This window comes from Nocardia aurantia (assembly GCF_009604425.1).
GTDB classification, from domain to species: Bacteria; Actinomycetota; Actinomycetes; order Mycobacteriales; family Mycobacteriaceae; genus Nocardia; species Nocardia aurantia.
Genome location: NZ_WEGI01000004.1, coordinates 371,654 through 395,231 on the forward strand (window position 1 = coordinate 371,654; position 23,578 = coordinate 395,231).

The 23,578-nt window shown below is 68.5% G+C and carries 25 protein-coding genes; 12 read left to right on the forward strand and 13 right to left on the reverse strand.

What is annotated here, in order from left to right:
* Positions 1-128 precede the first annotated feature (128 nt).
* The 3 genes from NRB56_RS10995 to NRB56_RS11005 form a co-directional block, all read right to left on the reverse strand.
* Positions 129-374: a hypothetical protein gene (locus NRB56_RS10995; RefSeq protein ID WP_153341361.1), complete on the reverse strand. Its 246-nt coding sequence runs from the start codon at positions 372-374 to the stop codon at positions 129-131.
* A gap of 259 nt (positions 375-633) precedes the next feature.
* On the reverse strand, positions 634-1,551 hold the full coding sequence (locus NRB56_RS11000; protein WP_153340985.1) for a dihydrodipicolinate synthase family protein: 918 nt from the start codon (positions 1,549-1,551) through the stop codon (positions 634-636).
* Positions 1,548-2,969 (reverse strand): MFS transporter, encoded by a 1,422-nt coding sequence (locus NRB56_RS11005; protein ID WP_153340987.1) that lies wholly within the window; start codon positions 2,967-2,969, stop codon positions 1,548-1,550. Before NRB56_RS11005 ends, NRB56_RS11000 begins: the two co-directional genes overlap by 4 nt.
* A gap of 101 nt (positions 2,970-3,070) precedes the next feature.
* Here NRB56_RS11005 and NRB56_RS11010 point away from each other — a divergent pair, with 101 nt between their 5' ends.
* A complete protein-coding gene (locus NRB56_RS11010) occupies positions 3,071-3,820 on the forward strand; it encodes a FadR/GntR family transcriptional regulator (protein WP_319942832.1) in 750 nt (249 codons plus the stop codon).
* 141 nt (positions 3,821-3,961) lie between these two features.
* Here NRB56_RS11010 and NRB56_RS11015 read toward each other — a convergent pair whose 3' ends face one another.
* Positions 3,962-4,846 carry a sigma-70 family RNA polymerase sigma factor gene (locus NRB56_RS11015; RefSeq protein WP_153340989.1) on the reverse strand — a complete coding sequence of 295 codons (885 nt, stop codon included), beginning with the start codon at positions 4,844-4,846 and terminating at the stop codon, positions 3,962-3,964.
* Positions 4,847-4,875: 29 nt separating this feature from the next.
* On the opposite strand from NRB56_RS11015, the gene NRB56_RS11020 reads away from it, so the two are divergent.
* Positions 4,876-5,271 (forward strand): DoxX family protein, encoded by a 396-nt coding sequence (locus tag NRB56_RS11020; RefSeq protein WP_153340991.1) that lies wholly within the window; start codon positions 4,876-4,878, stop codon positions 5,269-5,271.
* Positions 5,272-5,332: 61 nt separating this feature from the next.
* Here the strand turns inward: NRB56_RS11020 and NRB56_RS11025 are convergent, their stop codons facing one another.
* Positions 5,333-6,337, reverse strand: coding sequence for a zinc-dependent alcohol dehydrogenase family protein (locus NRB56_RS11025; RefSeq protein WP_153341365.1), 1,005 nt, complete (start codon positions 6,335-6,337; stop codon positions 5,333-5,335).
* 359 nt (positions 6,338-6,696) lie between these two features.
* Here NRB56_RS11025 and NRB56_RS11030 point away from each other — a divergent pair, with 359 nt between their 5' ends.
* Positions 6,697-8,796: an acyltransferase family protein gene (locus NRB56_RS11030; protein ID WP_319942834.1), complete on the forward strand. Its 2,100-nt coding sequence runs from the start codon at positions 6,697-6,699 to the stop codon at positions 8,794-8,796.
* Between the two features lie 46 nt (positions 8,797-8,842).
* Positions 8,843-9,601 carry a nucleotidyltransferase domain-containing protein gene (locus NRB56_RS11035; protein WP_153340993.1) on the forward strand — a complete coding sequence of 253 codons (759 nt, stop codon included), beginning with the start codon at positions 8,843-8,845 and terminating at the stop codon, positions 9,599-9,601.
* Here NRB56_RS11035 and NRB56_RS11040 read toward each other — a convergent pair.
* Positions 9,498-10,253 carry a GNAT family N-acetyltransferase gene (locus tag NRB56_RS11040; RefSeq protein ID WP_153341369.1) on the reverse strand — a complete coding sequence of 252 codons (756 nt, stop codon included), beginning with the start codon at positions 10,251-10,253 and terminating at the stop codon, positions 9,498-9,500. The two genes, NRB56_RS11035 and NRB56_RS11040, sit on opposite strands and share 104 nt — an antisense overlap.
* 273 nt (positions 10,254-10,526) lie before the next feature.
* Between NRB56_RS11040 and NRB56_RS11045 the strand changes: the two genes are divergently transcribed.
* Positions 10,527-11,786, forward strand: a complete 1,260-nt coding sequence (locus NRB56_RS11045) for an amidohydrolase (protein ID WP_153340995.1) — start codon at positions 10,527-10,529, stop codon at positions 11,784-11,786.
* Positions 11,779-12,330, forward strand: a complete 552-nt coding sequence (locus NRB56_RS11050) for a TetR/AcrR family transcriptional regulator (RefSeq protein ID WP_153340997.1) — start codon at positions 11,779-11,781, stop codon at positions 12,328-12,330. Before NRB56_RS11045 ends, NRB56_RS11050 begins: the two co-directional genes overlap by 8 nt.
* Positions 12,331-12,382: 52 nt before the next feature.
* On the opposite strand, the gene NRB56_RS11055 is transcribed toward NRB56_RS11050, so the two are convergent.
* Entirely contained in the window at positions 12,383-13,708 is a 1,326-nt protein-coding gene (locus tag NRB56_RS11055) for a DUF4185 domain-containing protein (RefSeq protein WP_319942835.1), read from the reverse strand.
* A 494-nt stretch (positions 13,709-14,202) separates the two neighbouring features.
* Here NRB56_RS11055 and NRB56_RS11060 point away from each other — a divergent pair, with 494 nt between their 5' ends.
* Positions 14,203-14,613, forward strand: a complete 411-nt coding sequence (locus NRB56_RS11060) for a DUF4440 domain-containing protein (protein ID WP_153340999.1) — start codon at positions 14,203-14,205, stop codon at positions 14,611-14,613.
* 11 nt (positions 14,614-14,624) lie between these two features.
* On the opposite strand, the gene NRB56_RS11065 is transcribed toward NRB56_RS11060, so the two are convergent.
* The gene (locus NRB56_RS11065; RefSeq protein WP_153341001.1) at positions 14,625-15,185 is read right to left on the reverse strand and encodes a TetR/AcrR family transcriptional regulator; all 561 of its coding nucleotides are present in this window, start codon (positions 15,183-15,185) and stop codon (positions 14,625-14,627) included.
* Between the two features lie 114 nt (positions 15,186-15,299).
* Between NRB56_RS11065 and NRB56_RS11070 the strand changes: the two genes are divergently transcribed.
* From NRB56_RS11070 to NRB56_RS11085, 4 genes are all read left to right on the forward strand, one after another.
* Positions 15,300-16,274: a zinc-dependent alcohol dehydrogenase family protein gene (locus NRB56_RS11070; RefSeq protein WP_153341003.1), complete on the forward strand. Its 975-nt coding sequence runs from the start codon at positions 15,300-15,302 to the stop codon at positions 16,272-16,274.
* 99 nt (positions 16,275-16,373) lie between these two features.
* Positions 16,374-17,270 (forward strand): hypothetical protein, encoded by an 897-nt coding sequence (locus NRB56_RS11075; protein WP_153341005.1) that lies wholly within the window; start codon positions 16,374-16,376, stop codon positions 17,268-17,270.
* Between the two features lie 381 nt (positions 17,271-17,651).
* The gene (locus tag NRB56_RS11080) at positions 17,652-18,086 is read left to right on the forward strand and encodes a prevent-host-death protein (protein WP_153341007.1); all 435 of its coding nucleotides are present in this window, start codon (positions 17,652-17,654) and stop codon (positions 18,084-18,086) included.
* On the forward strand, positions 18,083-18,520 hold the full coding sequence (locus NRB56_RS11085; RefSeq protein WP_227837480.1) for a cytotoxic translational repressor of toxin-antitoxin stability system: 438 nt from the start codon (positions 18,083-18,085) through the stop codon (positions 18,518-18,520). The genes NRB56_RS11080 and NRB56_RS11085 overlap by 4 nt, the downstream gene beginning before the upstream one ends.
* A gap of 56 nt (positions 18,521-18,576) precedes the next feature.
* Here NRB56_RS11085 and NRB56_RS11090 read toward each other — a convergent pair whose 3' ends face one another.
* Entirely contained in the window at positions 18,577-18,924 is a 348-nt protein-coding gene (locus NRB56_RS11090; protein ID WP_227837482.1) for a hypothetical protein, read from the reverse strand.
* Between the two features lie 396 nt (positions 18,925-19,320).
* Entirely contained in the window at positions 19,321-20,211 is an 891-nt protein-coding gene (locus NRB56_RS11095; protein ID WP_153341009.1) for an alpha/beta fold hydrolase, read from the reverse strand.
* 77 nt (positions 20,212-20,288) lie between these two features.
* Between NRB56_RS11095 and NRB56_RS11100 the strand changes: the two genes are divergently transcribed.
* On the forward strand, positions 20,289-20,759 hold the full coding sequence (locus tag NRB56_RS11100) for a MarR family winged helix-turn-helix transcriptional regulator (protein WP_153341011.1): 471 nt from the start codon (positions 20,289-20,291) through the stop codon (positions 20,757-20,759).
* A 776-nt stretch (positions 20,760-21,535) separates the two neighbouring features.
* On the opposite strand, the gene NRB56_RS11105 is transcribed toward NRB56_RS11100, so the two are convergent.
* The 3 genes from NRB56_RS11105 to NRB56_RS38850 are packed head-to-tail and all read right to left on the reverse strand — an operon-like array spanning position 21,536 to position 23,080.
* Positions 21,536-22,372, reverse strand: a complete 837-nt coding sequence (locus NRB56_RS11105; RefSeq protein WP_319942836.1) for a helix-turn-helix domain-containing protein — start codon at positions 22,370-22,372, stop codon at positions 21,536-21,538.
* The gene (locus tag NRB56_RS11110) at positions 22,369-22,887 is read right to left on the reverse strand and encodes a DUF6879 family protein (protein WP_319942837.1); all 519 of its coding nucleotides are present in this window, start codon (positions 22,885-22,887) and stop codon (positions 22,369-22,371) included. Before NRB56_RS11110 ends, NRB56_RS11105 begins: the two co-directional genes overlap by 4 nt.
* A complete protein-coding gene (locus NRB56_RS38850; RefSeq protein ID WP_227837484.1) occupies positions 22,865-23,080 on the reverse strand; it encodes a hypothetical protein in 216 nt (71 codons plus the stop codon). Before NRB56_RS38850 ends, NRB56_RS11110 begins: the two co-directional genes overlap by 23 nt.
* Positions 23,081-23,578 lie beyond the last annotated feature (498 nt).

The following is a 23,578-nucleotide window of genomic DNA, read 5'->3' on the forward strand; positions in this document are numbered from 1 at the left end:
ACTCCGGCGCAGCGCGATTCGGCACGGAAGGCGCCGGATCGAATGGCCGGCCGGCGCTGAGCACGATTCCTGGGCATCTGTGCCCCCGGCACGCGACATCGGTCGATCGTGGCGGGGACGCGTCCGCCTCAGCGGCGCAGCTGGTCCTGCGGGACGAGAATGGTGGTGCGCTCGTCGATCGGGACCATGGGTTCCAATTGCGGACGGGTGCTGAGTTTGTCCGACAGCTTCTGGCGGCCGACCCGGACCAGGGCTCGGGTGGCCGGGCTGCCGGCGATCACGCGAGCGGTCTTGCTGAGTTGCTCGTACCGCGCCCGCCCGGCCTTGGCGCCGAGCACATAGCCGGCCGCGATGCCGATGATCAACCGCAGCATGTCCTCGGTCTCCTCCCAGTCACTGTCCGCGGCGTCCATCCTGCCCGATGCCCGGTCCGCGTGTCGATTCGAGGTCCACCTTGCCAGAAGGGTCCGACATTCGGGCGGGGCCGCCCGGACCCGCGTGACAGGTTCCGGCACCGTGCGACGCGAATCCCGGCGGTGAAACGAATCCGGCGACCGGGCAGCGACCTTCGGCCGGGCGGGTGCTGCACGCGAATCCGGGTGCCGGAACGGATCCCGTCGGTGGGATGCGCGGTCAGGCCGCGGTGACCGGCTCCAGCCCGTGGGCCACCAGAATCTCTGCGATGGAACGGATTTCGTCGGCGGACAGCGGCGACAGCGGCGGGTTCACGGCCGCGCAGTCGATGATGCCGAGCAGGGCCATCGCCGCCTTGAACGCCCCGAGCGCGCCGGCGGTAAATCCGATCCGGCCGCGGTCGGCGACCGAGACGATCCGGAACAGCCCGGCGAGCCGGTCCTGTTCGGCGCGGGCTGTGGCGATGTCGCCGGCGCGGGCGGCCCGGTACAGCCGCACGTAGCCGTGCGGGTCCACATTCCCGAGTCCGGGCACGATGCCCGCGGCCCCGAGTCCGACGGCGGTGTCGGCGAACAGTTCCGAGCCGCTGAACGCGGGAAGATCGGTGCGCCGCAGCACTTCCCGGAACTTGGCCAGATCGCCGCTCGAATCCTTCAGCGCCACCACGGTTTCCGACTCGGCCAGGGCGGCGATCAGGTCCGGTGCCAGGGCGGTGCCGACCGCGGACGGGATGTCGTAGGCGATCACCGGCACGTCCACCGCCGCGTGCACCTGCCGGAAGTGCGCGAGCACCTCGTCCGGATGCGGCTGTACGTAGAACGGCGCGGTCACCACGACCGCGTCGGCGCCGAGTTCGGCGGCCTGCCTCGCCTGTTCGACGACGCGCCGGGTACCGGTGTCGACCGCGCCCGCGAGGACCGGCACCGCGCCGCCGACCACCGCGACGGTGGTGCGGACCAGGTCCCGGCGCTGGGCGGTGTCCAGCAGCGCGACCTCGCCGCTGGAACCGCCGACGAACACACCGTCCGCCCCGGCCGCCAGCTGCCGGGTGATCAGCCGTTCCAGCGAGCGCCGATCCAGCTCGCCGGTGGTGTCCAGCGGCGTGACCAGCGGTGGGATCACTGCCTCGAGCTTCATTCGTCGATCCTTTCCGGGACGGGTGAGTCGGTGGCGCCGAGCGCGCGGCCGATGCGGGCGGGCACGTCGAAGCCGATGATCAGCGCGACGACCACGGTCAGCGATCCGGCGAGCACGCTGAGCGCGGTGCCCAGGCCCAGATGGTTCGCGATCGAGGTGCCGGCCAGCGGCGCGACCGCGCCGCCGAGCGCGCCGACGTTGTAGGAGAATCCGAGCCCGGCCGCGCGCAGCCGGGTGGGGAAGTGGTCGCCGATGTACTTCGGCAGCAGGCCCGAGATGCCCTGGCTGGTGGCCTGCATCGCGAACAGCAGCACCCACAGCAGCGCCACGTTGCCGGACGGCAGCGCGAACACCGGGAACACGAAGATCAGCGAGACGAGCAGCCCGAGTACGTAGGCGCGCCGGGTGCCGAGCCGGTCACCGAGCCATCCGGCGAGGCAACTGCCCGCGGCGTAACCGAGCCCGGCCCAGGTGAGCGCGTCGGAAACCTGGCCGGGGTGATAGCCGAGCACGGTCTTCAGATAGGTCGGCAGCAGCGACTGGATCGGCCAGGAGTACAGGAAGGCGCAGAAGACGGTGACCATGATCGCCACGGTCATCGGCCACAGCCGCCCGGACAACTGCCACGCGAACAGGACGAAGCCCGCGATGACCAGCACGCTCAGATAGGGCGCCGCGGATCCGGACAGCTTCGCGAACAACACCACGAGCAGCGCCGACAGCGCCGCGGCCAGCACGATGTTGAGCACCCGGCGACCGGGTGCGAACAGCACGGAGGTGGTCGTGTGCCGATCCCGCCCGGCGACCTCGTGCTCCCATTCGGCCGCCTCGGGCAGCGAGCGCCGCAGATACAGCGTCAGCGCGACGGGCACGATCCCGACGTAGAACAGCCAGCGCCAGCCCCCGGCGGGCACGACCAGCCGATACGCCTGCGCGGCGAGCACCGTGCCGATCGGGTACGCGGACAGCAGGAATCCCGTGGCCCGATTGCGCATCTGGCGTGGCCAGGACTCCATGACATAGGTGGCGCTGGATCCGTACTCGCCCGCCATCCCGAGCCCCACGATCGCGCGGAACACGAACAGCGACCAGTAGTTCCAGGAGAATCCGCACAGTCCGCTGCCCAGCGAGAAGGCCACGATGGCCAGGATCATCGCCGGTTTCCGGCCGTACCGGTCGGCGATCGCGCCCAGGACCAGCCCGCCCAGCCAGCGCGAGACGAAAGCGGCCGAGACCAGCGTGGCCGCCTTGCTCAGGCTCAGGTGGAAGTCGCCGGCGATGTCGGTGAGGACCAGGGTGATGAGGACGAAATCGAATCCGTCGAGCAGGTAGCCCAGCCAGGCGGCGTAGAAGCCTCTGCGCTGCGCGCGGCTGAGGGTGCGAAACGACCGGGGTACGGCAGGGGACGACGTAGTCATGCCGGTTGACCTTCCTGAAACTGTACATAGGATGTCCTATGTCTGGCATCACGGTAGCGCGCGGATCGGCGCCGGGCAACCATCGGTCTACACTCGCGGCTGTGGAAAGGACAGTCGGCGAACGGGTTTCGGGTGCCCGCGCCAATCAGCACGCGCTGCGCGAGTCGATCAAGGGACTGATCGTCGCGCGCGGGCTCGAGCCCGGGGACTCGCTGCCGACCGAGTCCGAGCTGATGAAGGAACTCGGGGTGTCGCGGCATCCGCTGCGCGAGGCGATGAAGGCGCTCGAGGCGGTGGGCATCGTCGACATCCGGCACGGCTACGGCACCTACGTCGGTTCCGGACCGCTGTCGGGGCTCGAGGCGGGCCTGGCGTTCCGGGGCGCGCTGTCGGTGCGCGGCGACTACGCCGACATCCGCAACCTGCTCGAGGTGCGCGAGGTCCTGGAGGCCGGTCTGGTCTCGCGGGTGCTCGCCGCCCGCGACCGCCTCGATCTGCCCGAGCTGGCCGCCGCGGTCACCACGATGGAGGAGGCCGCGGGGCGCGGTGAATACGCCCCGGAACAGGACTGGCGCTTCCACGAGACCCTCTACCGGCCGCTCGGCAACGAACTGGTGCTCGACCTCATCCAGGTGTTCTGGAAGGTGTTCAACGCCCTCGACACCGAACTGCCCGGCACCGCCGCCGCGCCCGCGGTCATCGCGCGGTGGCACCGCGCCATCCTGGACGCGGTCCGCGCCGGTGACGAACCGGCCCTGCGCGTCGCCGTCGACGAGCATTTCCGGGGAATCCGCGAGCGCCTGACCGAAGCTCCGGTCGCCGCGACGGCTCGCCCGCGGCGCGACGACTGATCGGCCGCCCGGCGAGCGGCAGCAGGTCCGGCAGCGTGTCGAGACGGCAGCGCGACGGTCGGCGGCGACTCGGTCGACGCGGACGCCGTGCCGCTCGGCCGCCGCAACCCTGAGCCCGGCCGAGATCGCTTCCTTCCCCGCTCACGGTTCGGGGAGCGCACCCGGGAACAGGGCGGGCCGCAGGACCCGTAGCCGATTCGGATCAGCCACTACCTCGATGCCGGTGATCAGCGGCTCGGTGATCGTGAAGAGCATGACCGCGAACGGTCCACCCGCCGCGCTGACCAGCGCGGCCGGGATGCCGTCGGCCAGAATCGGTTCCGCGTGAGCGGACAGCCGTGCGAACGCCACCGCCTGCCGCGCCGCGATTCCCGCACCCCGCAGCCGGACCGGCGCGCCGGTGGGGGAGGCGGCCGCGTCGGCGCTGATCGCCACCTCGGGATCGAGCATCGCCAGCAGCGCGTCGAGGTCGCCGCCCCGGGCGGCGGTCAGGAACGCCTCGACCACCGCACGCTGCGCGCCGGTCTCCGGTCGCTCCTCGGGATCGACGACGATCCGCCGCCTGGCCCGGGTCGCCAGCAGCCGCGCGGCGTTGGGCGTCCGATCCAGGATCGCGGCGATGTCGTCGAACGGCACCGCGAACAGGTCGTGCAACACGAACGCGAGGCGCTCGGCCGGAGCGAGCCGGTCCAGCACGATCAGCAGCGCTTGTCCGCTCGACTCGGCCAGCAGCACATCCTCCTCGGGTCCGGGCGCCGGATCGGAGAGCCGGTCCGGCAGGTGGACGCCGAGCGGATGTTCCCGCAGCGCCGACCGGCTGCGCAGCATGTCCAGGCAGAGATGGGACAACACCGTGGTCAGCCATGCGCCGAGGTTGCCGACGCGGTCCGCGCCGGCGCGATGCAATCGCAGCCAGGTTTCCTGGACGGCGTCGTCGGCGTCGGCCGCCGAGCCGAGCATGCGGTGCGCCACCGCGCGCAGCCGGGGCCGGTGGTGTTCGAACGCCTCGCTGTCGTCCACTGACATATCTTGCGCCGCCGATTCGTCATCCGGGTATGGACACCACGACTCGTTCGTCCCGGCCCACCCTGAGTGCCGTCGCCTACTGGATCGCCACCGCCCTCGTCACCGCCGAACTCGCGATCGGCGGGGTGTGGGACATCGCCCGCATCGCCTACGTCCGCGACATCGTGACCGGTCTGGGCTACCCGACATACCTGCTGGTACTGCTGGGTGTCTGGAAGATCCTCGGCGCGGCCGCGCTGCTGGTCCAGCGTTTCCCATTGGTCAAGGAGTGGGCCTACGCCGGCACGTTCTTCGTCTACACCGGCGCGCTGGCCTCGCACCTGACCACGGGTTACGGCTTGGCCGAGGTGCCGGTCCTGGCGGTCATGACCCTGTTGACCGTCGCCTCCTGGTACCTGCGACCGCCGAGCCGCCGACTGCGGTGAACCGGCCGCGGCACATACCCGGGCAGCCCTCGCCGGTGCCCGGTTGTGGTCGCACGCGGGCTCAGGGTTGCAGCAGCACCTTGATCGCCCGCCGCTCATCCATGGCCCGATACGCCTCGGCGACCTCGCTCAGCGGCAGCGTCAGGTCGAAGACCTTGCCGGGAGCCATGCGCCCGGACAGCACCCGATCGATCAGGTCGGGCAGGAACCGCCGCACCGGGGCCGGTCCGCCGCGCAGGCCGACCATCGAGCCGAACAGGTCGCCGCCGTCGATCTCCACGCCGTGCGGGAGGCCGACGAAACCCACCGACCCGCCGGGCCGGGTGGCCCGCCGCGCCTGGGCCGAGGATTCGGCGGTGCCGACGCATTCCAGCACGGAGTCGGCGCCGACTCCGTGGGTGAGGTCCATGATCCGTGCGACGCCCTCGTCGCCGCGCTCGGTGACCAGGTCGGTGGCGCCGAAGTCGAGGGCCAGCTTCTGCCGGTCGTGGTGGCGGCTCATGGCGATGATCCGGTCGGCGCCGAGTTCCTTCGCGGCCAGCACGCCGCACAATCCGACCGCGCCGTCGCCGACGACCGCGACGGTGCCACCCGGCTTCACCTGCGCGGCGACGGCGGCGTACCAGCCGGTGCCCATCACGTCCGACAGCGTGAGCAGGCTGGGCAGCAGCGCGGGATCCGGATCGCCGGGCACCGCGACCAGGGTCCCGCCGGCCTGCGGGATCCGGATGTATTCGGCCTGGCAGGTGGTCATGGCCTCCCGCCGCATACAGGCCGTCTGGAAGCCGTACCGGCAGTGCGGGCAGGTGTTGTCCGAGGCGATGAAGGATCCGATCACCAGCTGACCCGGCCGGACCGTATCGACGTCGCGCCCGGCCTCCTCCACCACGCCGACGTATTCGTGACCCATCGGATGCGGGTCTCCGACCGGATTGATGCCGCGGTAGGACCACAGATCCGACCCGCACACACAGGTGGCGACGGTCCGGACGATCGCGTCGGCCGGTTCGGTGATCCGCGGGTCGGGCCGCTGTTCGAACCGGATGTCGCCGGGGGCGTGGATCATGGTTGCGCGCACGGATCGTCCTCCTCGCTCGATGGGCGGCCACACCGCCCGCATACGATGGAACCGGCGGGACGACGGCGGAAATGCACGATTGGCGGCGTTCCGGCCGGGTATCTCCCCAGTCCATGGTGACCGGTCCGGCCGGGAACCGACAGCGCCCGTGACCGCCCCGAGATCGTGCCGTCCGCATCGTGATATCCGTTGTGGCGCAAGATGTTCGGTGTCGAAGGAACGGCCGCGGGCATCGACGGTGATTTGCCTCGGGACGGATCCGTGCGGCATTTTGGCTGGAGGTGTCACCGACGGACCCGGCCGGTGCGACCGGACCGGATGGGAACGGACAAATCAGGAGTGCGCGTGTGAACAACCCCCTGGCGATCGCGAGGCGGAAGGCCACGTTCACCGCGCCGGGACCGGCAACGCCGGATGCCCGCCGCGGCGATCTCGACGGCCTGCGGGGATTGGCGATCGCCCTGGTGGTGGTGTTCCACATCTACTTACGCCGGGTGTCCGGTGGTGTGGACGTGTTCCTGGTGCTGTCCGGCTACTTCTTCACCGGCCTGCTGCTGCGGCAGGCCGGACGCAACGGTGCGGTGCCGGTGCTGCCGATCGTGCGGCGGACGGTGCGGCGACTGGTGCCCGCGCTGGTGGTGGTGCTGGCGGCGGTGGTGGTGGCGACGATCACGCTGCGCCCGTACACCCAGTGGTCGGATACCGCCGGTCAGACGCTGGCCTCGCTGTTCTACTACCAGAACTGGCGGCTGGCCTGGACCTGGTCGGACTATCTGGCGGCCGACCCGTCGGTGAGCCCGCTGCAGCACCTCTGGTCGATGTCGGTGCAGGGGCAGTTCTATCTCGCCGCCCTCGTCGTCGTCGCGGCCGTGGTGTGGGCGTGCCGGGCGCCGCGGGTGCGGCCGGTGCTGGCGATGGTGGTGATCGTCGCGGCGGTGGCCTCGTTCTGGTACGCGACCCGTGGCACCTCGCATCAGGGCTGGAACTACTACGACAGCGCGGCCCGCGCCTGGGAGTTGCTGGCCGGCGCCGGGCTGGCGCTGGTGCCCTACGACACGATGTTCCGTGGGTGGACGTTTTCTCCGGGCCTGGTGCGGGGAGTGCGGACCGGTGTGGCGGCGCTGGGCCTGGCCGGCGTCGTCGGTTGCGGCTGGTTGGTGACCGACGGGGTCGAACGATTCCCGGGCCCGGTCGCCCTGCTGCCGGTGGGGGCCACCGCGGCGCTGATCGTGGCCGGTTTCGGGCCCGGGCCGCTGGAGTGGCCGAGCCGGCTGCTGGCGACCGGCCCGATGCGGCAGCTCGGCGACGTCGCCTACCCGCTGTACCTGTGGCACTGGCCGATCCTGATCGTCGTGCTGGCCGAGCGGGACCATCCGGCCGCCGACTTCACCGACGGCCTGATCGTGCTGACCGTCTCGGCCGCCCTGGCCTGGCTGACCCATCGCTGGATCGAGGAGCCGTTGCGCGCCCGCCCGGCCGGCGTCGCGCGTCCCGGACATCCGCGGGCGACCGGCGCGCTGGTCGGCGTGCTGGCGGCGGCCGTGATCGGGGTGGTCGGCGCCTGGCAGATCACGGTCGGCTGGATCGTGCCGCCGCATCCGCCCGGCGGCCTGGATCCGGTGCTGTACCCGGGCGCGGAGGCCTTGGCCGCCCGGGCGTCGGTGCCGTCGGCGCCGATGCGGCCGACGGTGCTGGAGGCGCCCGCCGAGGTGCCGCCGCCGACCGTCGACGGCTGCATCGCCGACTGGAACACCCGCGACGTGATCACCTGCGTGTACGGCGACAAGGCCGCCGACCGCACGCTGGCGCTGGTCGGCAGCTCCCATGCCGAGCACTGGCTGCCCGCGTTGCAGGTGCTCGCCGATCGGCACCGGTTCCGGATCGTCACCTACCTGAAGATGGGCTGCCCGCTGACCCTGTCCGACGAGGTCAGCTACAAGGGCGAGCCCAATCCGGACTGCCGGGACTGGTCCCGCGAGGTCATCGACCGGCTCGGCACCGACCGGCCGGACTGGGTGTTCACCACCGGCACCCGCCCGCGCGGCGACATCGGCGACGAGACCCCGCAGGACTATCTGGACGTGTGGTCGGCGCTCGCGGACCGCGGCCTGGACGTGGTCGCCGTCCGCGACACGCCGTGGCTGCGGCGGAACAGCGTGCGCTACAAGGCGGTCGACTGCCTGGCCCGCGGCGGTGGGGGCGCCGACTGCGGGATCCGCCGCGCCGATGCGCTGGACCCGGTGAATCCGGCCCTGGAACCCGCGTCCCGGTTCCCGACGGTCTTCCCGATCGACCTCACCGACGCGGTGTGCCAGGCGGACGTGTGTCCCGCCGTCGCGGGCAACGTCCTCGTCTACCACGACGAGCACCACCTGACCGCCACCTACGCCCGCACTCTCGCGCCGGAGCTGGATCGTCAGCTGAAACCGATCCTCGGCTGGTGGTGACCGGCCGATTGTTCGCGGCCGGGGTCCGCATGGCACCATCACGGGCGTGGAACTCGATGTCCGGAAGATCGCTTATCGGCTTGTCTCGCACCGGTTCCCCGAGGCCCGTGCGGCCTGGCTGGGTGGCAGCGCCGCGGACGGCACCGGCACGGTGACCTCCGATCTCGACATCACGGTGCTGTTGGCGGGTGCCCCGGCGCCGTATCGGGAGTCGGTGTTCTACGGCGGCTGGCCCGTCGAGTTGTTCGTGCAGACCGAGGAGTCGATCCGCTGGTTCTGCGCCGGCGAACGCCGCGACGGCGATCCCACCACACGCCGATTGATCGGCGCCGCAACGATTCTCGTCGACCGGGACGGCAGTGCGGCCCGGTTGCAGAACGCCTGCCTGACCGAGCTCGAGGCCGGCCCGGATCGGCCGGCCGAGGAGCGGCTGGCCGACATGCGATACCGGGTGGGCACACTGCTCGACGATCTGTCCGGCGGCGGTCCCGAATCCGAACAACTGCTGGTGGCCACCGAATTGTGGCGCGCCACCCTGGAATTGCTGCTCGCCGGGCACGGCCGCTGGCTCGGCGGGGGCAAATGGCTGCACCGCGAGGCGGTCACGTACGACGAGCAGGCGGGCACCGACTACGCCGAGACGCTCGCCCGCGCGGTACGTTCGGTCGCCGAGGGCGCGGTGGAACCGATGATCGCCGTGGTCAGCGCGGTGCTGGAGCTGTTCGGTGGCCCGCTGTTCGACGGTTACCGGGTCGAGGGTCCGGAGCCTGCACGAACGTCAGCTTCGAGCGCTTCCGCAGAGTGAATCCCAGTGTCTCGTAAAGCCTGATCGCGGTGGTGTTGCCCGCGAGCGCGTGCAGGAAGGGCGTCTCGCCGCGTTCGCGGATCACCGCGCCGACCGCGCGGACCAATCGCGAGGCCAGGCCGCGGCCCCGGAATTCGGGATCGGTGCAGACCGCGCTGATCTCGGTCCAGCCGCGCGGATGCAGCCGCTCCCCGGCCATCGCGACCAGCCGCCCGTCCACCCGCAGGCCGAGGTAGGCGCCCATCTCGATGGTGCGCGGCAGGAACGGGCCGGGTTCGGTGCGGGCGATGAGGTCGAGGATCTCGGGCACGTCGGCCGCGGTGAGCACCTCGGCCTCCGGATCGAATTCGCAGCGCAGCCCGCTGCCGTCCATCTGCACCGAGGCCAGCTCGCGCACCACCGTCCACTCCGGCGGCGGCACATGGCCGTAACCGCGCAGCCCGGTCCCACCGCCGGGACCGAGCAACTCGGCCAGATCGGCCCAGTCCGGTGTGTCGAGGACCGGCGGGTGACCGACGAACGACGCGACCGCCGGATCGTAGCGGGCGACGCGGCCCACCCACTGCGCGAACCGGCTGTGCGCACCGCGCAGCGATTCCCGGACGGGATCGTCCAACGGGTGTGGGGCGGTAGCGAGTTCGGCGACGTCCATGGTCTCGGCGGTCACGGGCACTCCTCTGCGACGATGTCCGACGAAAGACGTTAGCGAGACATACGATACCGGGCACCCTTTGCGCTCAGCGCAATCCGAATTCGCGGCGGGAACTGCTCGCGGCGCTCACCGCCGGGTGACGGTCGCGAACCAGGCCGAGGCGCCGTGCTCCGTGCCGTCTCATCCTGGCATCGGTGTGGTCGCGAGCATCCGGTTTTCGACCCGCCGGTATGTACCATTGGTACGCCAGCGCCGCCGAGAGGGAGGAACGCCATGCCGGAGATCACCCTGGACGGCCTCGGCGAGATCGCCGCCGGCCTCGCGGATTTCTACCGTGACCTGCATCGGCATCCGGAACTGTCCCTGCACGAACAGCGCACCGCGGGCCTGATCGCCGACAGGTTGCGCGCCCTCGGCTACGAGGTGACCGAACGGGTCGGCGGCACCGGTGTGGTCGGCCTGCTGCGCAACGGCGAGGGCCCGGTGGTGATGCTGCGCGCGGACATCGACGCGCTGCCCGTCGAGGAGAAGACCGGCCTGCCGTACGCCAGCACCGTGCGCGTCACCGACGAACAGGGCCACGAGGTGCCGGTCATGCACGCCTGCGGCCACGACATGCACGCCACCTGCCTGCTCGGCGCCGCCACCGTGCTCGCCGGGCAGCGCCCGGCCTGGACCGGCACCCTGCTGCTGGTGTTCCAGCCCGCCGAGGAACTCGCCCGCGGCGCCCGGGACATGGTCGGCGACGGCCTGTTCGAGCGTTTCCCGAAGCCCGGCATCGTCCTGGGCCAGCACGTGGGCCCGCTGCCGGCCGGGATGATCGGGCACGCCAGCGGTTCGATCATGGCCGCGTCGGACACCGTGAACGTGGTGCTGCACGGCCGCGGCGGCCACGGCTCCCGCCCCGAGGCCGGGGTGGATCCGGTCCTGATGGCCGCCAACGTGGTCACCCGCCTGCAGGGCATCGTCGCCCGCGAGGTGGCACCCGCCGAGACCGCGGTGGTCACCGTCGGCCGCCTGCAGGCCGGGACGAAGGACAACGTCATCCCCGACGTCGCGGAACTCGGGATCAACATCCGCACCTATTCTCCGGAGGCCCGCACCCTGGTCCGCTCGTCGGTGGAGCGCATCGTCCGCGCCGAATCCGAGGCCAGCGCGGCCCCGAAGCCCCCGGACCTGGAGTGGACCAACGCCGCCCCGATCCTGGTCAGCGACCCGGACGCGACCGCGAGAACGGTGGCCGCCTTCACCGAGCACTTCGGCGCGCACCGCCTGCTGCCGCTGCCGACCATCACCGCCAGCGAGGACGTCGGCGTCTTCGGCGCGGCCGCGAAGGTGCCCACGGTGTTCTGGTTCTGGGGCGGACTCGACACCGACACCGTCATGACCGCCCTGCGGGACGGCCGATTCGACGAACTTCCGGCCAACCACTCACCCCATTTCGCACCCGTCGTCGAACCGACGTTGAGCACCGGCATCGAAACCCTGGTCGTCGCCGCCGATCTCTGGCTCGGCCACGCCCACGATGAGTGAGGACGGCCCCCGCGACCGCCTGCTGCGCCGCGGCGAACAACTCCTGGCCGAACGCGGCCGCCTCAGCGACCTGACCCTGCGCAAACTCGCGGAACAACTCGGCACCAGCCACCGCATGCTGATCCACCACTTCGGTTCCCGCGACGGCTTTCTCGCTGCCCTGCTGAGCGAATTGCGCCGCCACGAACAGCGCACCCTCGCCGCCCTGTCCACCCGGGACAGCTACGACGACGCGCTGAGCATGCTCGAAAACCTGTACCTGGACCCCGCGCAGCGCCCCCGAGCGGCCGCCTTCTTCTACGTCCTCGGCCTGGCCGTCCAGGACCCGGCCTCCTACGGCGACTTCCTGAATTCCCTGGAGGACTGGATAACCCTGGTCACCACCCTCGGTGAGCGCACCGGCCTGCCCCCGCGCGAGGCCAGGGCCCGCGCGGTGGCCCTGGTCTGGGCGGCCCGCGGCCTGTTCGTCACCGCCCTCACCACGAACGACGGCGCGGCCGCCTTCGCCGAATTCCGTACCGTGGCCGGCCTTCTCGCCCCCTGAATCACGTGGCACCGATTCGGTTCCGACAAGCGGTACCGAAAAACCGTCCGGATCAGTCGATCCCCGCGTGCATCAGATAAACGTTGTAGTGCCCGTACTCCGACACCGTGAAATACAGATCGTGGCCGGTCGACCACGGATGAATGAACCCGCCGTACCCCGACGGATAGTCGGCGGTGTGCAGCAGTACCGCCGGATCCGACCACAACCCCTGCGGCGTCGCCGACCGCCGCAACACGATGACGTTCTCGGACACGTCGAGATACGTCATCTCCCACAGTCCCGCGGCGGTGTCGAACCGCACCGAGAGCTCGCCGGCTACCCCGGAAAGCAAAGGGCTGGCGGACAATTCGATCCCGGTCCCGTCCGGCCCCGGCGGCTGGAAGGTCGGCCCCCAGAACCCGTCCGCCCAATACTGATACGCGGTTTTGTTCAGCACATCGTCCTGCGGCACCCGGGCCAGCGCGATGTTCCCGAACCGCCCGTTGGGCGTCCCGAACATGTAGACGTACCCGTCGTGCGGCACCATCGCCACCACCTGGAACTGCCCCTGCCCGAAGATGTTGTCCCACCGCGCATAGGCGTCCTGGTCCCAGGTCTGCCCGCCGTCGTCGGAATAGGCGAGCCCCCCGTACGCGGTCCACCACTTCCCCGGCGTCTTCGACCACCGGGCCACGGACATATAACTGAGATACTGCCGCCCCCCGAGCGCGAACCCCGACGTCGGGATCACGGTCATCTCGAAGTTGTTCACCTTGTAACTCTTCAGCACCTCCGCCGCGTGACAGGGCCCGTCCGACACCATGCTGTCGAACGACAACCCTTGCGCGAGATCGCGATTCGAACTGAACGCGAGAACGTTGCTCCGCCAATCGGTCCCACTGGGCCCACCGTCCTCGAACCCCTGCCCGAAGGTATCCCCGAACGCCACCGCGACCTGCCCCGGCGCGGACTCCCACATCAGCCCCAGATCGGTCCCGCCCACCTGCCACCGGCTGTCGGTCCGATTCTGCGACCCCGGCCCCGTCACCTGCGACACCGGGAAAACATCGTGCACCACCGGCGCCGCCACCGGCCGGCTCAACGGCGCCGGCTGCACCGGCGGATGCATCACCGGCGGTACCGGCCCCGGCCGCGGCCCGGTCACATCGGGCCCCAGCAGATTCAACGGCACGGGAATGGTTTCCGGATCCTCCACGATCCGCACCCGCGGAACCAGATCCGGCGCAGCGGGAGCCGGAGCGGGCGGCGGCGCCACCACCGGCGCCGGACGCTCGTCCCCCGCGGGCAGCGAATCCTGCGGCCACACCGGTGTTCCCGGCGGAATCGGAATCGCGGTCCGGTCCACCCCACCCGCCAGCTCCGGACAAGGATTCACACAAGGATCGGCGGGCAACGCCCCCGGCGAAACCCGCGTCCGATCAGGCTGTTTCGGCACGAAGAACGGCACCGCCTTCGGCACCGGCACATGCACGGTAGGAGTCACCGGCCCGGGAGCCTCCGGAACCGGCGGCGGCACATCAGGATTCGCCCGCCGAGCCACCGGATCGAATCCGGCCTCCCCGCAGGTATTGACCGGCGCGGGCAGCCACCCCAGCGGATCCGCTGCGGAACCCCCCTGCGTGGCCCCCACAGCGGTAACCACACTCGCCACAACCACCGCGGCCCGTCGCAACACCCGCCGACTCCTCTTCGTACCTTCCCACCTGGGCCTACAACCTATCGCGTCCCCACCCCACCCGGAACCCGTACCCCGACGAGCCTGCCCCGCAACACGATTCACACCCGCCCCCGACCCGAATTCCCCGGGACTTGACCTGAACATTACTCGAGGTCCTAGATTCGACCGGACGACGACGAACAGGAGCAACGATGGATTCCCGCCCGACCCTCCACTCCGCACACACCGACGACTCCGCCCGCGCCACCGCCGAGCAATTCGCCGCCGGCCTGCAACGAGCAATGGAACACAACAGTGCCGACGTCTACGATGCCGACTTCGCCGAGGACATCCTCTGGGGCAGCCCCTACGGCGCCACGGTCGACGGCTACCCGACCCTCAACGCCATCCACCGCCGCCTCCACACCGAACACGCCGCCCCGCCGTCCCGCTTCGAAGTGGTCACCGCCCGCCACCCCGCCCCCGGCATCCTGCTCACCCACATCCGCCGCCGGTCCCTCGACCCGGAAGGCTTCTCGGAAATGGCGCTGTACATCCTGGTGGAACGCGACGGCCACTGGTGGCTGGCCGCCGGCCAGAACACCCCGATCCGCGCGAGATAGAACCAGCCGCATCACTCCAAGGTGGCGAGAAATGCTTGTGCGGCGTCGTCGACGCGGTCGCGATCGCCGGTGGCGAGCAGGTCGAGCAACAGGCCGCGGAGGGTGGCGATGATCAGAGTGGCCCGGCGGCGTGCGAGGTCCGCGTCGACGCCGGGGCCCTGGGCCTCGCACAGGGCGTTCATCCAGTCCGTGACGACCCGGTCGAGGAACCGTTCGAACTGGTGCGGGGCTTGCAGAGCCCGCCCGTAGACGGCGAAGAACAACCTGAACTCCGCCCATTGCCGTGGGTCCGATGTCCGCGTCCAGACCGCCCGGGCCGCGGCGGCGAGGTCGGGGTGGTCGCCGTCGCGCGGACCCACGGCCGCGAAGATGCGTTCCCGCAGCCGGCCCAGGACGGCTTCGAGCATCTGCTCCCTGGTGCCGAAGTGATGGACCAGCGTCGTGGGTGACACCCCGAGCGCGGCCGCGGCGGGACGCCAGGACAACTCCGAGAACCCGTGCTCGATCGTGTACTCGACCATCGCGTCGAGCAGTTCGGCGCGTCGCTGAGGGTCGACCGGCCGCCCTGCCATGACTGCCTCCTGTGATTGACATTTCGCTAACGACTGTACTAGAAATATTCCTAGTACAGTCGCACAAGAAATTGTGCCTGTCGACACCCCTTCTCGGAGAACAGGATTCGAACCATGGCGCGAGTTGTCGTATTCGACGAAACGGGCGGACCCGAGGTCCTGCGGATCATGGACGAGCCCGTCGCGGAGCCCGGCCCGGGGGAGGTGCGCATCAGGACGCAGGCCGTCGGAGTCAACCGGCTGGATCAGATGGTCCGCGCGGGCGCCTCACCGGTGCCGGTGCGATTGCCGCGGGCCCGGCTGGGCGTCGAAGCCACCGGCACCGTCGACGCCCTCGGACCGGGAGTCGACGGACTCTCTCTCGGCGACGAGGTGATCGTCACCGCCGTTCCCGACATGGACGTCAACGGCACCTACACCGAATATCTCGTCCTGCCGGCCCGCTCGGTCGTCCCGCGGCCGGCCGGGCTCGACGCGACCACCGCGGCGGCCCTGTGGGTGGCCTACTCCACCGCCTACGGCGCCCTCGTCGAGAAGGCCGGTATGCGCCCGGGCGACCACGTCCTGATCACCGCGGCCTCCAGCGCCGTGGGGCTGGCCGCCATTCAGATCGCCAACCAGATCGGTGCGGTGCCGCTCGCGGTCACCCGTGGCGCGACGAAGAAACAGGCGCTGCACGCCGCCGGGGCCGCCGCGGTCATCGTCACCGACGACGAGGACGTCGTCGACGCCACGCACCGGCATTTCGGCGGTGGCGCCGACATCGTCCTGGACTCCGTCACGGGCCCGGGACTCGCCCATCTGGCGGAGGCGGCGAACGCCGGCGCCACCCTGGTCACCGTCGGCTGGCTCGATCCCCGCCCCGCCTCCTTCCCCCAACGCCCGATCACCCTGCACCGGTACATGAGTTTCGAGCACACCCTCGACCCGATCGCGGTGCGGCGCATCGCGGCATTCCTGGCCGCCGGCCTCCGCATCGGAGCGCTGAAACCCACCGTGGACAAGGTGTTCACGCTCGACGACATCGTCGAAGCACACCGATACCTCGAACAGGGACATCAGATCGGCAAGATCGTCGTCACCGTGTGATCGGCGCGTGGCCGTGCCCGACCGGCTTGGGGAAAGAGCCGGTTTCGGATAGATTGCGCTCCCACGGCCGGCGGCGGCCCACCCCCGGCGAGGAGTCCTGTGTTCGAGAGCGCGAGCCGGGCAGCCGCCGACGCCGCGCATCTGATCTCCGATGCTCTGGCGAAGGCCGGCAGAACTGTCGCAGGCAACGTGCGGCGGTTCGGGCGTTCGACCTCCGAACACGCGAATCTGCTGCGCGCACATGAAGCCGAATCCGCGATCCGGCACCGTAATACGTTGTTCCGCAACGAAAATCCGGAGACCAGGTCCGTTCCGGGCGTCGAACAGCACACGGACGCTCCGCTCCCGCTGCCGGAGGGAGCGGTACATGCGCGAGTTGCCGAAACCGGTTGGAACACGGATCCGATCACCCTGCGCAGCCACATCACCGACGCGGGTACGGTGATCCCGCCGAGAAGCTTGTCGGAGGGCACGTTCGGCGCCCCGGCACAATTCGACGGACTGTTCACCAGCCGGGCAGGTCTCACCGAACTGTTCCGGATGAACATCGAAGGCGGTGTCCGGCTGGATCGTCTCGAACCGCGCACGCCGATCAATCCGCACTTCAACTGTCACGGATACACTTTCAGCCGCGAGGGCGAAGCGGGATGGCTGGCGGGCCGCCGAGTGGAAGACATCTTGTCGGACAACGGATTCCGCAGGCTGTCCGAAACCGATGCCCCGGTTCCGGGCGATGTGGTGATCTACCGGAACAGCGACTCCGTCATCACGCATTCCGGCGTGGTCGCCGATGCGAATTCCGCTGAGGTACACGTCGACTCGAAGCAGGGACCGCTGTCGGTGGTCCGGCACCGGCTCACCGAGGTCACCGGTATGTACGGCTCGGACGTGTCGATATACCGCACCGAACGTCCGGACGGCAGATTCCTCACCCCGGTACGGAATTCCACGGAAACCGCACCCCCCTGGCCACCCACCCCTCCGCCCGAACCCTGACCGACTTCTCTTTCGCGAACGCCGATTCTATTGCGGAAGAAGTGATTTCGCGACAAACATGATCAGGCGGGATGCCGCAGCAGCGCCGCGAGGCCCTATTCGAATATTGCGTCGTAGTCCGTCGGTGCCCGAAGCGCCTGCCCAGTGCCCGACCGGGCCAAGCGCCGCTCCGCAGGGGGCTCCTCCCGGCCGGCGGGACTGGTCCAAGTGGCATCGCTACACCGCCACCATCTCATCGGGCGGTCACCTGGCGCCCGCCCAGGCCGCCTGATCCGCGGAATCTGCCCGTGTGAGGCGTGTCATCTTGGCGTGTCTCTCTAGAGATGTACATCATGTACATGATGTACACTTGGCCGTGCAGGAGAGATCGAGGGACCAGCGATGACTGCCGCAATTCAAACCGTTCAACGCTACGATTCCATGGTCAGCGCCCGGGGCAGGTTCAGCGAGTTGCTCGACATCGCCGAGGAGGGCAATGTCGCTGTCATCTCCCGTAAGGGCAAAGACTCCGCGCTGGTACAGGTCGGGCGCCTACGATGGCTGCTCGCACACATCATCAGCCCGCATGAGCCGCAGGTAGTACGGGAAAACGGCAACTGGGTCGCGTATCTGCCCGGGTTGCCGCTCGCGGTGGAAGAGCCCGACTTCGAGACGGCAACCACGGCGCTGATCGAGGCGATGCGTGAATATACGGCCGATTGGCAGGACCACTTGCATGCGGCGGTCAACCACAGCGGCAACGTCGACTTCGTCCAGTTCGTGGAGCTATCCACGGACGACCAATTGAGAGAATGGTTGACGGCGGCTGAGCGGTGACCGCGTACCCGCCGGGCACGAAGAAAGCGCACGACATCTTCTGCCGCAACGACGAATGGACTCTGGTCCGTAACTCGCGCGGCGGTGTTGTCGGACACCACATCACCTGGGAACTACCGTTGCCCGACGGTCGTATCCTGCGCACCCGTATCTCACGCCCCGCGGACAACACCGACTACGGCGCGAGAATGTGGTGCCAAATCCTGAAGGATCAACTCGAGGTCAGCGAGGACCAGTTCTGGGCATGCGTGAACGACCGCACGCGGCCTACGCGATCCACCGGTGGCGTGGCGATCCCGGACAAGGAACCCATTCCGTTCGGTGTTGTCGAGAAGCTGATCCGCCTGGTGGGCCTCACCGCCGACGAGATCGAAAGTATGACAAAGGCTCAGGCGGTCAATCGCCTGGACCAGTACTGGGCCGAAATGCAGTAGCCGTAGACCAACCCACTGTGGACAAGATGTTCACGCTATCGCAGAAACAATATTGCCTAACCCGGTGGTGCGAATCTCCGCGCCAGATCCCGAAGGTGTTGCGCCGCTGCGGAACCGCGATCGGATGCGACCGGTGAGCCGGGTCCTCGGCTCAGTCGCTCGATCCGGTCGGCCAAGCGCAGATGCTCGTGTTGAGCGTGTTCGCGGCAGGCGAGGCAGGTGACCTTGTCGGGATGCGTAGCGGTCATCACATATCGCACCCGCAGCCCGCAACCCGTCGTGACAATGCTCGGCGAGTCGATCGCGCGCCCGAACATGGAGGTGATCACGGTCCGATAGGCCGCCCCGGCCTGCGTCACATTCTTGACGACATGAATGTGCGGATCATCCTCATGCTCGCTCACGCGCGCGACCGCCTTCTCGCATTGTCGGATCACCTTCCAGAGTAAGCGTTCCGACGCCCGATGAGGTTCTGCCGCTTCACTGCTCGGATATGGATCTCGTCGGCACGGTCGTCGCCGAAATCGGAACGATGATCGACCACGGCGCGTCCAGGCGCGGGCCCGATCGCAGGAGTGATGCTCGACGCACGGGCCGGGCCACGAATCCGTACGCCGTTTCTCGGTGAATCCTGGTGTCGCCGCGAGGCTTCGGGCCCGGGTGTTACCGGTGGAAATGTCCGATCTCGTGGGATTCGAGGCAGTCTCGGCGAGTTGACGCAGTCATGGGTTTGTCTCATGTAACTGAGGTGCAGTGATCACGTCGGCTCACGTCCTGTTGTGACGAGCGGCGGCGAGTCGTCAGGCCGTGTCGATGCGTCCGGTGAACTCGAGAATGGTCTTCGCCAGCTCGTCGGGGGCCTCCATCGCGGCGTAGTGGCCGACCCCGTGGAGGGATACCGAGCTGACCTCGGTCGCCGGCGCGGCCTGGGCCATGCTGGTCGCTGTGAAGGAGCCTCCGCCGGCGCCGACCGCGAGCACGGGTACGGTCAGGCCCGGCACGTCGGCGAGAGCTTTGATCTCCGGACCCTCGCGCAGCATCGACCGGTAGAGGCCGATCGCTCCTCGCCAGCCGTCGGGCCGCGCATAGGTGCGGACGAATTCGTCGATATCGGCGGCGGTGCTCGGATCCGAGGTCGCGCTGGTGGCCGAGAATGCGAACTGCCCCAGGAACTCGCGCTCCCGCCCAGTCAGCAGCATCTCGGGAATGCCGGGCGCGGCGAGAACGCCGATGTACCAGGCGCCGCCGTGGGTGACATCGGCCAGCGCCTCCACGCCGAACCCGGGCAGCCCGGTCTCGATCGCGGTGAAGCTGAGCACGTCCGCCGGGTACTCGGTCGCCAGGCGGAACACGGTCGCACCGCTGATGTCCTGCCCGGTCAGGTGGACCGGGCCGAGGTCGAGGTGTCCGATCAACTGGTGCAGGTCCTCGGCGGAGACGGCGCTGTCGTACTCGCCCGGTCCGTTGTCGGAGTCGCCGAAGCCGCGCAGATCGACGGCGATGACGCGGTGATGTTCCGCGAGCAGCGGGATGAGTTTGTGGAAGGCCCACCAGGTCTCGGGGAACCCGTGGACCAGCAGGATCGGTGTTCCACCTGTTCCCGCCGTGACGTAGTGCAGCGTTGTCGCGTTGACCTCGACGCGGTGGTGAGTGATCTCCGGAAGTGTGGCACCGGCGGGTGTAACGGTCATGACCCCTCCTCATTTCGACAACCTGGTTGTCGATATATTAGCCAACCTGGTTGTCCATGTCCAGGTACGCTTCTGCCATGTCTCGCTCCGGCGCCGATCTCGCGCTGCTCATGCTGGGGGGGTTCCGTTCACTGGTGGACGACGCGACCACCGAGCTGGCCCGGCGCGGCTACGAGGATGTGCGTCCCGTCCACGACTTCGCGATGCGTGCCATCGCCGCGGGTGCCGACAACGCCTCCGCGCTCGGCCGCCATCTGTCGGTTTCCAAGCAGGCGGCGGCGAAAACCATTGCGGTGCTCCAGGAACGCGGATACGTGGCGCGCGATACCGACCCCCTCGATGCCCGCCGCAAACGCCTGCAGGTCACCGCCCTCGGCTTCGAAGTACTGCGCCAAGGCGAGGAAATCTTCGACCAGCTACGCGATCAATGGAAGCGGAAGATCGGCGCCACCGAACTCGAGAAGCTCGAGGCGCACCTGGTAACGCTGGTCGGCGCTTCGTCCATCCGCTTCGACACCCCTGGCTGGTTGTCCCGAGACCTCGGCTGACCGGCCTGGACGGCTTGCCTCCTGTTCAACGAGACGAACCCATCATTCGCCGTCTCGATATGTTGAGGCACCACAAATGAACGGGGTTGGGGAAGCAAGCCGTCGAGACTTATTCGGGCGATGCGTGCCAAATGCGCGGGGTCGGTTTCGGCGCCTGCGTGGTGGATCGCGGCGAAGGCGCCTGCGACGAGGGCCATGAGTTCGTCGGCGGTGACGTCGTCGCGGACGATCTCCTTCGCCGCTCCGTCAAGTCGGGTCAGCTGAGGCAACGCCATCGCTACGGAAGGTCCGCTGACCGGACCTCCGAACGAGCTGACGCAACAACGCCGTCGCTGCCGATACCTGAGCCGTCGCTGCCGATACCTGATCATCAGGGACGGCTTGCGCTAACTGGAGCAGCTCGTCATGAGTTGCGCTCATGGTGGCCAATGTAGTTCGGGTGGGATGCTGAGAAGACACCCTGCGTCCTGGCTGCCGTGTGCCGATGTCGGGCAATTGTCGGCAACGCGTCTGGCTGTGGGTATTCGCGCAGATCGAAAAGGAAACCCCCAGCGACCTGGGGGTTGCTGCTCCCCATCTGGACTCGAACCAGAAACGTGCCGACTGTCCGGTTTTCTACGGCTATCTGCACTGATGAGCCTTCATCTCGAAAATTATGGCAACAGCTAACTTTTTGCTACTCAGTGATTTCGAAAATTCCCGTTCATAGTGGACCCATGATGGACCCTGGTTCGGTACGTGGCTGCACGGTTCTCGGCAGCGTGCGCCCGTCCGGGTTATCTCGACCGGTCCTCGAGAGCTCTGCGGATCAAAGCCCGTGCTGCGTCGCCGGTCACTGACTGACCGGCCAGTGTTTCGAACACTCGGCCGTAGAGTGCTATCTCTCGCGGCTGGGTGACGGTCAGCTCGGCTGTCACAGCTTCAACCAGGGCCATGCGTTCGTCGAAGATGACGAAGTTCGTGATTTGCATCGGTAGTTCAGCCCTGGCGGGGACGATGCCCAGCAGGACGCGCGGCAAGCCGATGACAGCCAGCAGCCGGTCGAGCTGTCCGATCATCACCGAGTCACCGCCCACGGTGGTCTGGAGGGCCTGCTCGGCGATGAGAATGTGGAACCGGTGCTTGCCGCGATACAAGAGCTGTTGGCGCTCCAGACGTTTCGAGACACCCTCATCCAAATCGTCGGGGACTCGGTAGAAGTCGATGTACCGTCGGAGTACGGCCCCCGCATACTCGGCGGTCTGGAGTATGCCCGGGATGATGGACGGCTGAAAGATCCGCATCAGCTGCGACTGCTCGGCCAGCTTCACCGCTTCGTGCTGGCGGCGTTTGGTGCCGGTGCCGAGCACCTTGCGCCACTCCCGGTATGCCTCCTGGACATTACGCAGCGTGGCGATGAGATCGGGAAGCTGATCTTCGTTGCCGGTGTGGACACAGTAAGCCCGTATCTGCGCCTCGGTGGGGCTACGGTCGCCGGTCTCGATCTTCGAGACCAGCGATTCATGCCAGCCTGCCAACCCCGCCAGAGCGCGCCCGGACAGACCGGCATCACGGCGAAGCTCCCGAAGCCGAGCTCCGAGAGCCTCTCGTGCCTGATGAACCGAACTCGTCACAGACCGGCGTACTCCGCATAAGGGGTCGCCAGCGCCCAGAGTCGTTCCCGTGTGGTCTGGCAGTAGTCGACAATGCGCGGATCGGTTGTGACGGCCAGGCCGGCGGAGACTCCGGCCTGATCGGTCAGGTTGTAGACGACACGTTCGTGATCCATCAGCCACCAATCGTCCGGCGAGACCTCCCCCGCGAGATGCCTGGGCACATAACGGATATCTTCACCTGCGTCGACGTTGTACCCCGTCACGGACAGCAGCCACCGCTGATAGTCCGAGTGCGGCACCGTGACCACGCGAATACGGCTCACGGACACACCTCGGTCGGCCGTCTCGCGCATGAGGTCTTGCCATGGTGTTCGGGTGTACGGGGCCGGTTCGCCCGCAAGGAATGCGCTCACGCGGGAGTCCTCATCGGCCACGTGGTAATCGTCCCGAACTTCGAGGTGGAACGCCTCCTGTCGAAGCTCCCGGAAGAGCTTCGGCCACAGGTCCGGCTCATCGAGCAGCCGAAGCAGCACCGTAGAACGTCCTTTCTCGCTTGGGGACCTCGACTACGGTTTCGTCGCTGGCCAGGTTCAGTTGCCTCAACGTATCCGCCTCGGAGATCGGCCGACCCGACAGTGTGAACGTTCCGCGCCCCGTGTCCGCCATCGCCGTGCCGATGTAGGTGTCCGGCTCGCAGAAGCCGAGCAACAGATGGGGAATCTCCACTGTCTCCGGTCTATTCGTCTGCCAGCCCTGTACTACATAAGAGTCTCGATCTGTCGCAAAGAGACTGGGACAGCCCCCGGAATCCGAGCCGCCTTTCCCGAGGAAGGTTAGTTTCATCGTCGTCGCTCCCGTCCAGCAGTATGACGTTGTTTGTCGTTGTCTCACTTCATAGTCCCGTAGGCTGGCCGATTCTGCTGCTGCTCGCACAGTTTTTGTCTAGTTCTGTCAAGTTCGTAGCTTCGGCTGGTTGCCGGTTCGTAGCGTCGCAGTCGGCCCCCGTGGCATGTGACGCCGTACCGGCCGCGGGGTGCCTTCCATACATCGCTCGGGAGGCGAGATGCACGAAGGCGCACGGGTATACGAGGTTCCTGGTGGGTGGGAACGATACGACCCGGACGAGTACGTAGACCTCACCAGGCGATGCTGGGATGTCGACCCGGAAGACCAGCCGCTGCCGCAACGGCACCGTTGGTGTAGATGCCACCGTATTCCGGAGCC

Bases quoted from the DNA above. Each gene is read 5' to 3' on its own strand.
- NRB56_RS11095 (WP_153341009.1), bottom strand. From the start codon at position 20,211: ATGACCGTTACACCCGCCGGTGCCACACTTCCGGAGATCACTCACCAC.
- NRB56_RS11050 (WP_153340997.1), top strand. From the start codon at position 11,779: ATGAGTGAGGACGGCCCCCGCGACCGCCTGCTGCGCCGCGGCGAACAA.
- NRB56_RS11065 (WP_153341001.1), bottom strand. From the start codon at position 15,185: ATGGCAGGGCGGCCGGTCGACCCTCAGCGACGCGCCGAACTGCTCGAC.
- NRB56_RS11015 (WP_153340989.1), bottom strand. From the start codon at position 4,846: ATGTCAGTGGACGACAGCGAGGCGTTCGAACACCACCGGCCCCGGCTG.
- NRB56_RS10995 (WP_153341361.1), bottom strand. From the start codon at position 374: ATGCTGCGGTTGATCATCGGCATCGCGGCCGGCTATGTGCTCGGCGCC.
- NRB56_RS11020 (WP_153340991.1), top strand. From the start codon at position 4,876: ATGGACACCACGACTCGTTCGTCCCGGCCCACCCTGAGTGCCGTCGCC.
- NRB56_RS11100 (WP_153341011.1), top strand. From the start codon at position 20,289: ATGTCTCGCTCCGGCGCCGATCTCGCGCTGCTCATGCTGGGGGGGTTC.
- NRB56_RS11060 (WP_153340999.1), top strand. From the start codon at position 14,203: ATGGATTCCCGCCCGACCCTCCACTCCGCACACACCGACGACTCCGCC.
- NRB56_RS11080 (WP_153341007.1), top strand. From the start codon at position 17,652: ATGACTGCCGCAATTCAAACCGTTCAACGCTACGATTCCATGGTCAGC.
- NRB56_RS11000 (WP_153340985.1), bottom strand. From the start codon at position 1,551: ATGAAGCTCGAGGCAGTGATCCCACCGCTGGTCACGCCGCTGGACACC.
- NRB56_RS11040 (WP_153341369.1), bottom strand. From the start codon at position 10,253: ATGGACGTCGCCGAACTCGCTACCGCCCCACACCCGTTGGACGATCCC.
- NRB56_RS11070 (WP_153341003.1), top strand. From the start codon at position 15,300: ATGGCGCGAGTTGTCGTATTCGACGAAACGGGCGGACCCGAGGTCCTG.
- NRB56_RS11025 (WP_153341365.1), bottom strand. From the start codon at position 6,337: ATGATCCACGCCCCCGGCGACATCCGGTTCGAACAGCGGCCCGACCCG.
- NRB56_RS11045 (WP_153340995.1), top strand. From the start codon at position 10,527: ATGCCGGAGATCACCCTGGACGGCCTCGGCGAGATCGCCGCCGGCCTC.
- NRB56_RS11005 (WP_153340987.1), bottom strand. From the start codon at position 2,969: ATGACTACGTCGTCCCCTGCCGTACCCCGGTCGTTTCGCACCCTCAGC.